The 8,520-nt window shown below is 43.1% G+C and carries 6 protein-coding genes; all 6 read left to right on the forward strand.

The genetic code is table 11. The features are described 5' to 3' along the window. Window positions 1-176: 176 nt before the first annotated feature. The 6 genes from K5R16_RS11045 (at window position 177) to K5R16_RS11070 (ending at window position 8,142) form a co-directional block, all read left to right on the forward strand. Window positions 177-1,487 carry an OmpP1/FadL family transporter gene (locus K5R16_RS11045; protein ID WP_220737617.1) on the forward strand — a complete coding sequence of 437 codons (1,311 nt, stop codon included), beginning with the start codon at window positions 177-179 and terminating at the stop codon, window positions 1,485-1,487. A gap of 170 nt (window positions 1,488-1,657) precedes the next feature. Next, on the forward strand, window positions 1,658-2,374 hold the full coding sequence (locus K5R16_RS11050; protein WP_220737618.1) for an SIMPL domain-containing protein: 717 nt from the start codon (window positions 1,658-1,660) through the stop codon (window positions 2,372-2,374). A gap of 439 nt (window positions 2,375-2,813) precedes the next feature. Beyond that, window positions 2,814-3,872 (forward strand): efflux RND transporter periplasmic adaptor subunit, encoded by a 1,059-nt coding sequence (locus tag K5R16_RS11055; protein WP_220737619.1) that lies wholly within the window; start codon window positions 2,814-2,816, stop codon window positions 3,870-3,872. A 12-nt stretch (window positions 3,873-3,884) separates the two neighbouring features. Continuing rightward, window positions 3,885-7,094: an efflux RND transporter permease subunit gene (locus K5R16_RS11060; protein ID WP_220737620.1), complete on the forward strand. Its 3,210-nt coding sequence runs from the start codon at window positions 3,885-3,887 to the stop codon at window positions 7,092-7,094. A 75-nt stretch (window positions 7,095-7,169) separates the two neighbouring features. Next, window positions 7,170-7,382, forward strand: a complete 213-nt coding sequence (locus K5R16_RS11065) for a DUF2892 domain-containing protein (RefSeq protein WP_220737621.1) — start codon at window positions 7,170-7,172, stop codon at window positions 7,380-7,382. Between the two features lie 367 nt (window positions 7,383-7,749). After that, complete coding sequence (locus K5R16_RS11070; RefSeq protein ID WP_259649843.1) at window positions 7,750-8,142, forward strand: rhodanese-like domain-containing protein; 393 nt, start codon at window positions 7,750-7,752, stop codon at window positions 8,140-8,142. The last annotated feature ends 378 nt before the right edge of the window (window positions 8,143-8,520 follow it).

The following is an 8,520-nucleotide window of genomic DNA, read 5'->3' on the forward strand; positions in this document are numbered from 1 at the left end:
TTTTCTAAACATCTAAGCGCCTCAATTAACTAATAATTAACAATTTTTTATCTCTGGTCGGAGTTGTTAGCTTGCCCTTACCTACCTAAGATGCACTGGTCTAACAAGTGGATCTTGCAGTTAATTTCAAATTAGCACCTATATAAGCAAGACCAACAATAATAGAGATGATAATAATGAAGTATTTCAACAAGACTCTTATCGCTGTATCAGTTGCTCTAGTGAGCACTCAATCAATGGCTGCTGGTTTCCAACTTAACAGCCAATCAGCAACCGGTATCGGCCGTGCTTTTGCCGGTGATGCTGTCATCGCAGATAACGCATCAGTGCTATCGCGTAACCCTGCTGCTATGGCGTTGTTTGATGAAAAGCAATTATCAATGGGTTTAACTTATGCTGACGTAGAAGTAGAAGTTAGCGACGTATATATCAATTCGAACATAGGTGAGATCCACTACGGTAGCGTGCCTGATGCAGCCGAAGCGAAAATTATTCCTAACTTTTACTATGTAAGCCCAGTCAATGACAAGCTCGCCTATGGCGTTGCTATGTTCAGCAACTTTGGTACAGGCACTGATACGGGCGACTTATCAAAGCCTAAATCAATACTAGGCGGTGCAGCGCAAATTCCTGCACCTGTAGACCTTCTAGGTAAAACTGAAGTGACTACCATTAACTTTAACCTAAGTGCCTCTTACCGCATTAATGACCACTTTAGTGTTGGTGCTGGTTTAGACGTTATTTATGGACAAGGAACACTGACTCGTTCGGGTGAGCTTCCATTAGGCCCTGACGGTGCTTATGTCCCAGTCGATTTGGTCGATGTTGACGCTGATGGCGTCGCTTTCGGTGGGATTGTAGGCGCTGTTTATGAAATCAATGCCAATCACCGACTTGGCGTAAGTTACCGTTTCAGCCCAGAGTTTACCGCTGAAGGCGATGTTAAATTTGGTGGTGTGGATTTTCAAGAGATTAATATCCCTATCCCTGACATCTTCCAGGTTGCTGGTTTCCACCAGCTAACAGAGAAGTTTGCCCTGCACTACACTGCGCAAATGACTACTTGGGGTGATTTCCATGAGATCACAGTCAACGATCCAGGTGAAGCGCAACTAAAGAAATACGCATGGGATGATTCTTGGTTATTCAGTGTTGGTGGAACTTACACTCTTAATGATAGCTGGACACTACGTGCAGGTTACATGTTTGACCAAGGCGTAGTCGGTGAAGTGAGCTCTATCTCTATCCCTGATTCAGACCGTCAGTGGTACACGATGGGTGCTACTTACAACCTATCTAAGCACACCAGCCTAGATTTCGGTATCGCCTTTATTAGAGGCGAAGAAACTCAGTTAACTGAACACAGCTCTGTTCTTGACCTTGTTGGCCAACAAATGCCAACATTAGGCAACGACCTAGGTACAGTTCATGCCACTACGCTTTCAAATGCAACATACTACTCTATGCAGTACAACTACAGATTCTAAGTTGATCATTGTATAAGCCGAAAGCCGCATTTTATGCGGCTTTTTTATTGCCTCGATAAACTTCTTTTAATTTTACCAATTCTATAATCCTTGCTAACGTTAAGCTTCTTCACACTCATCTCGCCAAAATTCGCAGCATGAGTATATTTATATAGATGGAACTATCTGTTATGACTAAAAACAACGCTGTTTCAGCCTTTATTCTTGGTGGCTTACTCTGCTTAGGCATGGTGTTACTTGGCAATACCATCGGCGATAAGCTAATTAAAATGAAATCAATGGAGCGTACCGTTACCGTTAAAGGCTTAGCTGAAAAAGAGGTGCGAGCCAATATTGCCATCTGGCCAATCAGGTTTACCGAAGTCGATAACGATCTCGATAGCCTCTATCAAAATGTACAAACCAAAACGGAGATAGTTGCTGCCTTTTTAAAACAGCAAGGTTTTGATGATTCAGAGATAACTATCTCCCTTCCGGCCATTGATGACCGCTTAGCCCAAGGGTATTCAGACCCTAATGTGAAATATCGTTATTCAGCTCGAGTCTCATTATCACTCTATACCGATAAGATTGATCTTTTACTGTCCGCCCGCACTCAAATGCTGTCGCTTGCCAAAGAAGGTATCGCTATCTCTGATCAAGACTACAACAGTAAAGCGCAGTTCCTGTTTACCAAGCTTAATGATGTTAAACCTGAGATGATCCAATCTGCGACACAGAATGCGCGTCAAGTTGCAGAGAAATTCGCTAAAGATTCAGACTCCAAATTAGGCAAGATTAAAAGAGCAGCGCAAGGGCAATTTAGTATCAACGACCGTGATAGCAATACCCCCTACATAAAGAAGGTACGTATCGTGTCAACCTTGACCTACTACCTCAATGATTAACTAGGGGCAGTTGATCTTTCGAGCTTAGTTGCTGTTCAATTCTTTACCGTAAGCAATAATGCTTTTGGGAAAGGCTTGAGCAGTGATGCTTAGTGAACAGCACCTTACGCAGTGATAAAAACATTGAAACGAACCCAAAGGGCCGTGCTTCTTGGCTATTTTTACTGCGTTGTAGGTTACAACGTGGAGAATGACTAAGCCGTATAACCTCTGCCTCGTTAAAGTAGCCAATACACTGCGGCAAGACCAACCATAAAAGAGCAACAGTCCCTAATACCAAGCAGTATAAAAACCAGCAGCCCTAGCAAAGCACTATCATTTGATTGTGCTTTTTTGTTACAACCACCTATCCATCGTATTTTTCTAATGAATAAATATTGCACCAACAGCGAACATCCATTAGAATAATCTCATGGATGTTTTTACGGTTTATTGAATTATGACGGCTTACTTTTCTCCTTCACTCGCATTACTGCTTTTATCATTGCTACCAAATCTGCCATTTTCAGCTTTGGCTGGTGAAGCACCTGCGGTCAGTAATCACTCAACGGTAACGGTTAGCTACCAGCCATATCCCAATTGGGTTGCATTGGATGCCGTTATAGAGCCGACAAAAGCGGCTACAGTCTCTGCGCAAACATCTGGACGGATCTTAAAACTCAATTACGATGTCAATGATATCGTCGCCGAAAATGCAGCTCTGCTAGAGATAACCAGTAAAGAGCAAGGTGCGCAGCTAGCCAGCGCTGAAGCAGAGTATGCCAAAGCCAATGCCCAAAATATTGAAGCTCAAGCACAATTAAAGCGCTATAAAACACTCTTTCCTCAAGGTGCGATATCTGAAGGTTCAATGGATGAAGCCGAGGCAAATGCCAAGTCAACGCAGCAAGCAGTAAGCGCCGCTAAAGCAGGGATAATTCAAGCAACCGAATCGTTAAAGTACACAGCTGTCAGCGCGCCTTTTGCTGGTGTCGTTACCAAAAGACACGTCGAGCAAGGTGAGACTGTTAGTCCTGGGCAAGCGCTCTACTCTGGTTACTCTTTAAAACAGATGCGCGCTGTCACTCAAGTACCCCAACGCTATATCAGTGCTTTGAAATCACATCCTCAATTCAAACTGATTTTGGCAGACGGTACAGAAGTGACAAGTGACAAACTTAATCTGTTTAGTTTTGTAGACCAAGTCAGTCATAGCTATAAGGTACGCATCGAACTACCAAGTAACATCGACGGTCTTATTCCTGGTAGCTTGATAAAAGCACAATTTGTGAGTGGTCAACGCCAAACTATGTTTATTCCGGAATCTGCGCTGATCACTATTAACGATCTGACTGGCGTCTATTTGCAGCAAAATGACAAATGGGTGCTCAATCAAGTCAGGTTGGGTCAACAAGATGGTGATAACTTTGAAGTCTTAGCAGGCCTGTCCAACGGTGATGTTATTGCAAGAGATGCTTATCAAACCTTATTGCGCTTACAAAAGCAGTATAAGCCATAGGGAGCTAAGAAGATGACAGACAAAAATAATTTAGGGATTTCAGGCAGAATTGCAGCGGCTTTTCAGCTCAGTGCTATTACCCCCTTACTGGCTTTACTGGGTTTACTGCTTGGCCTCTTTGCCGTGCTCGTCACTCCTAAAGAGGAAGAACCACAAATTGATGTTACTTTCGCTGACGTTTATATTCCTTTTACTGGCGCATCACCTGCCGAAGTTGAAAGTTTAGTCACCCTACCAACCGAGCAAATAATTTCAGAGCTCAAAGGCATTGATACCTTATATTCATTCTCGCAGCCAGATGGGGCGATGTTTATCGTCATCTTTGAGGTGGGCGTTGCCAGAAACGACGCTATCGTTAAACTGTACAATCAGATTTACGCCAACTTGGACAAGTTGCCTTTAGATGCAGGCGTTGGTGAGCCACTGATAAAACCTCGCGGCATAGATGATGTCCCTATTGTCAGCTTAACGTTATGGTCAAAAGACACGGCGATATCAGCTGAGCAACTCACCCATGTCGCCAACGGTTTAGAAACCGAGCTTAAAAGGATCCCCGGAACACGAGAGATAAACACAGTCGGTTCGCAACAGCTAACCGTCAATGTCCGTATTGATCCGATTAAAATGAACTACTACGGCGTCTCATATGATGAAATCAATAATCGATTAAGCAGCAATAACCATGTCTCTATGCCAGCTTCTCTGGTACAACAAAATCAACAGATTAAAGTGCAAACAGGCCAATTCATCAACAGTATTGATGATGTAAAGCAATTGGTGATTGCTGTTCGCAAAGACAGTGATAATCAAGCTGCGCCTATATTTCTCGCTGACATCGCTGACATCACTTTAAAAGCAGATATCCCCAGCCAAACTGCCTGGCATGGCGATAAAGCCAATATCTACCCTGCCGTCACCATTGCCATTGGCAAGCAACCTGGCGTTAACGCCGTTGATATCGCCGATGCCATTGTTGATCGCGTCGATAAAGTCGATAATATCTTGCTCCCTGACGCCGTCAATATATCAGTATCTCGCAACTACGGCGAAACCGCTGGCAATAAAGCTAATACACTTATTTTAAAGCTGATTTTTGCAACCTCTGCAGTGGTCATCTTGGTGCTACTCACCATGGGCTTTCGAGAAGCATTAGTGGTGGGCATCGCCATTGTCATTACGCTTGCGCTGACGCTATTTGCCTCTTGGGCTTGGGGGTTTACCTTAAATCGGATCTCCCTGTTCGCGCTTATCTTTTCGATAGGCATTTTGGTGGATGACGCAATTGTTGTGGTTGAGAATATTCACCGCCATATGGCGATGGGTAAAAGAAGCTTTAGCGAGCTCATCCCCATTGCTGTTGATGAAGTCGGCGGACCAACTATTCTGGCAACCTTTACCGTTATTGCAGCATTGCTACCAATGGCGTTTGTATCTGGGCTTATGGGTCCATATATGAGCCCTATTCCTATAAACGCCAGCATGGGGATGCTCATATCTCTTGCGGTCGCCTTTATGGTCACCCCTTGGCTCAGCCGTAAACTGTTAAAACACGATGGAAATCAGCCTGACAATAAGGGGACGAACCAAGAAACTGGTCATGATGGCTTGATGGTACGCACCTTTAATCGGTTAATTGGACCGTTTGTCACGGGCAGAAGTGCTAGAAAAGCGCGCTTTGGTTTAGCCGCGGGGATCTTCGTTCTTATCGCTATTGCCGTTGCACTGCCTATCGGTAAATTAGTGGTACTGAAAATGCTGCCTTTTGACAACAAGTCAGAATTTCAGATCATGGTCGATCTGCCAGAAGGTACTCCAGTAGAACAAACCCAAAGAACTTTAAAAGCACTCGCGCAGCACCTTAACACCGTTGAGGAGGTTGATAACTATCAACTCTATGCAGGTACCAGCGCACCAATGAATTTCAATGGCTTAGTACGTCACTACTTTTTGCGTCAAACACAGGAGCTTGGAGATATTCAAGTCAACCTTGTCGATAAACAGCATAGAGACAGAGACAGCCACAGCATTGCTCTCGCTGTTAGAGGGCCACTGCAGCAGATAGCTAAGCAATATAATGCTAATGTCAAAGTGGTTGAAGTTCCACCTGGACCACCCGTTTGGTCACCAATCCTTGCTGAAGTTTATGGCCCCAGTGAAGCGATTAGAGAGAAAGCAGCCAATCAATTACAAGATTTATTTCATCAAACAACCGATGTTGTGGATATCGATATCTACCTACCTGCCGAACAAGCTAAATGGCAAGTTAATATAGATAGGAGCAAAGCGAGCTTGCTTGGCGTTGAATATAGCCAGGTGGTCGATCTCGTGGCCACCAGCATAGGGGGCAAAGATATTAGCTACATGCATATGCCCAAGCAAAAATACCCTGTGCCTATTCGTATACAGCTGAAAGAATCAGATAAGTTCAACTTAGAGCAAGTAATGAACCTGACGATTAAAAACAGTGAAGGTCAAGCCGTTGCAATGTCTGAGTTGCTGCATATTCAACAAGGTACAATTGATGCGCCAATAATCCATAAGAACATGATCCCGATGATCATGGTGGTCGCCGACATGGCCGGACCGCTCGATAGTCCCCTATACGGTATGTTTGATATGGTCGGCAAAATAAATGGCGCTGATGGCCTTGGATTTGAGCAACACTATATTAGTCAACCCACTGGGCTCGATAGTGTCGCGGTGCTGTGGGATGGCGAATGGAAAATCACCTATGAAACATTTAGGGATATGGGAATCGCCTACGCTGTCGGTATGATTGCAATATACTTGTTGGTCGTCGCACAGTTTAAGTCCTATACCGTGCCACTCATCATCATGGCGCCGATCCCTCTTACGGTTATTGGAGTTATGCCAGGTCATGCTTTACTCGGTGCACAGTTCACTGCAACGTCGATGATAGGAATGATTGCGCTTGCCGGAATAATTGTTCGAAATTCAATCTTATTAGTCGATTTTATCCACCAAGAAACCGCTGCAGGCGTGCCGTTTGAACAAGCCGTTATTCACTCCGGCGCTGTTCGAGCAAAGCCCATTATGCTAACGGGAATGGCAGCCATGATCGGCGCACTTTTCATTCTCGACGATCCTATTTTTAATGGCTTAGCGATCAGTCTTATTTTTGGCATATTAGTATCGACGCTGCTGACGTTAGTTGTAATCCCAGTGCTTTACTATGCGGTGATGAAAAAGCGCTATCAATAAAAAGTTGTCATACCGCGTGCCGACAGTCGGCACGTATTTAATTAAAGTAACTTTAACACTGTGAGAGGTAACACTATGTCTTTAGAACGCGCCATAATGGCTTTTGCCGGAATGATGATCTTGCTTTCACTAGCCTTAACGTTATGGGTTAATCACAACTTCGTTTGGCTAACCGTATTTGTCGGGGCAAACTTAACTCAAAGTGCCTATACTGGGTTTTGTCCTGCTGCTATGGTATTGAAGAAACTCGGCTTTAAAACTGAGGCTCAATTAGCAACGGATGGTTAGTGGAGATAGATGCTTTAACATTGATTAATATGTAAAAAAGCAAGAGCTGTTAGTCAGTTCTCGATATCATACCAATCAATATAAAGATTTGATCGCTCAGCAGAGTTTAGCGGTTTTTAGATGAGTGGAGGCCATAGTGAAACTAGGTTCAAGCTCATTAACGCTGAATCATAATCGCTAAAACTCGCTTGTCAGGGGTGTTGTTAGTTGCTACTTCTGCGTTGGATAAACTCATAAGGGCACGACAATTATGAGTTTGTCCACCTTGAATTAGCTCGCAAAAAGCACTCTGAGTAGATAAACTTCTTATACTGATTGGTATAATACTCTATCAACCAGTTCTAAATTATTATAAAAAGGAAAATTGATGAGTAAGATGCTTAGATTACAGTCTCTAAAATCAAATGCCATTATTTTTGTGGTAATAGCTGCTTTGCTATTTATGTTTAGCAAACTCGCACTTGCGGCGGTTCAAAATGTTGAGCAAGCTTGGCAAAAAATTGATGCTGGCGCCTTAGTTGTCGATGTACGAACCGCAGAAGAGTTTGAACAGGGTCATCTACCCAACGCTATCAATATTCCTTTTGAGCAGATAACGACCGTATTTGCAGATAGAAAAATGGCTAAAGACAAATCAGTGGTGGTTTACTGCCGCAGTGGTCGTCGTAGCGGTATTGCTAATGAAGCATTGATCAGTGCCGGTTACACTAACACCTATAATGGTGGCGGTTACCAATCGCTAAACCAACAACAAAAATAGTGCGATGACATAGGCAAACTAAGTCAGCTTGCTGTATAGCCACTTCAAAGGCCACTTTTTGTGGCCTTTGCTTTAAATAAACGCATCTAACTCTCTACGTCAAAGGCAGATAAAGCCTATAACACTGCAATTAAAGCTTAACACCCAGATAAACAGATCTTTACGCTATAACATACGAAATAATCAGCACATAACCCCATAAAACTATCCAATAAAGACTGCAAAACCCTCACCGTTAATTCCAAATTAATATAAGTTATTACCAAAGTTAAATTCTGACTTATAGCTCAAAACATCAATAACTTACTTATACATTTCTATGTAAAAATAAAAATGAATACTAAATACAATAAAAATAAAACAGTCAAACAAAAGCAT

The sequence above is a fragment of the Shewanella sp. c952 genome, assembly GCF_019654975.1.
Taxonomy (GTDB): Bacteria; Pseudomonadota; Gammaproteobacteria; order Enterobacterales; family Shewanellaceae; genus Shewanella.

Excerpts from the sequence above, each read along its gene's own strand:
- K5R16_RS11050 (WP_220737618.1), top strand. The coding sequence starts at position 1,658 with ATGACTAAAAACAACGCTGTTTCAGCCTTTATTCTTGGTGGCTTACTC.
- K5R16_RS11065 (WP_220737621.1), top strand. The coding sequence starts at position 7,170 with ATGTCTTTAGAACGCGCCATAATGGCTTTTGCCGGAATGATGATCTTG.
- K5R16_RS11070 (WP_259649843.1), top strand. The coding sequence starts at position 7,750 with ATGAGTAAGATGCTTAGATTACAGTCTCTAAAATCAAATGCCATTATT.
- K5R16_RS11045 (WP_220737617.1), top strand. The coding sequence starts at position 177 with ATGAAGTATTTCAACAAGACTCTTATCGCTGTATCAGTTGCTCTAGTG.
- K5R16_RS11060 (WP_220737620.1), top strand. The coding sequence starts at position 3,885 with ATGACAGACAAAAATAATTTAGGGATTTCAGGCAGAATTGCAGCGGCT.
- K5R16_RS11055 (WP_220737619.1), top strand. The coding sequence starts at position 2,814 with ATGACGGCTTACTTTTCTCCTTCACTCGCATTACTGCTTTTATCATTG.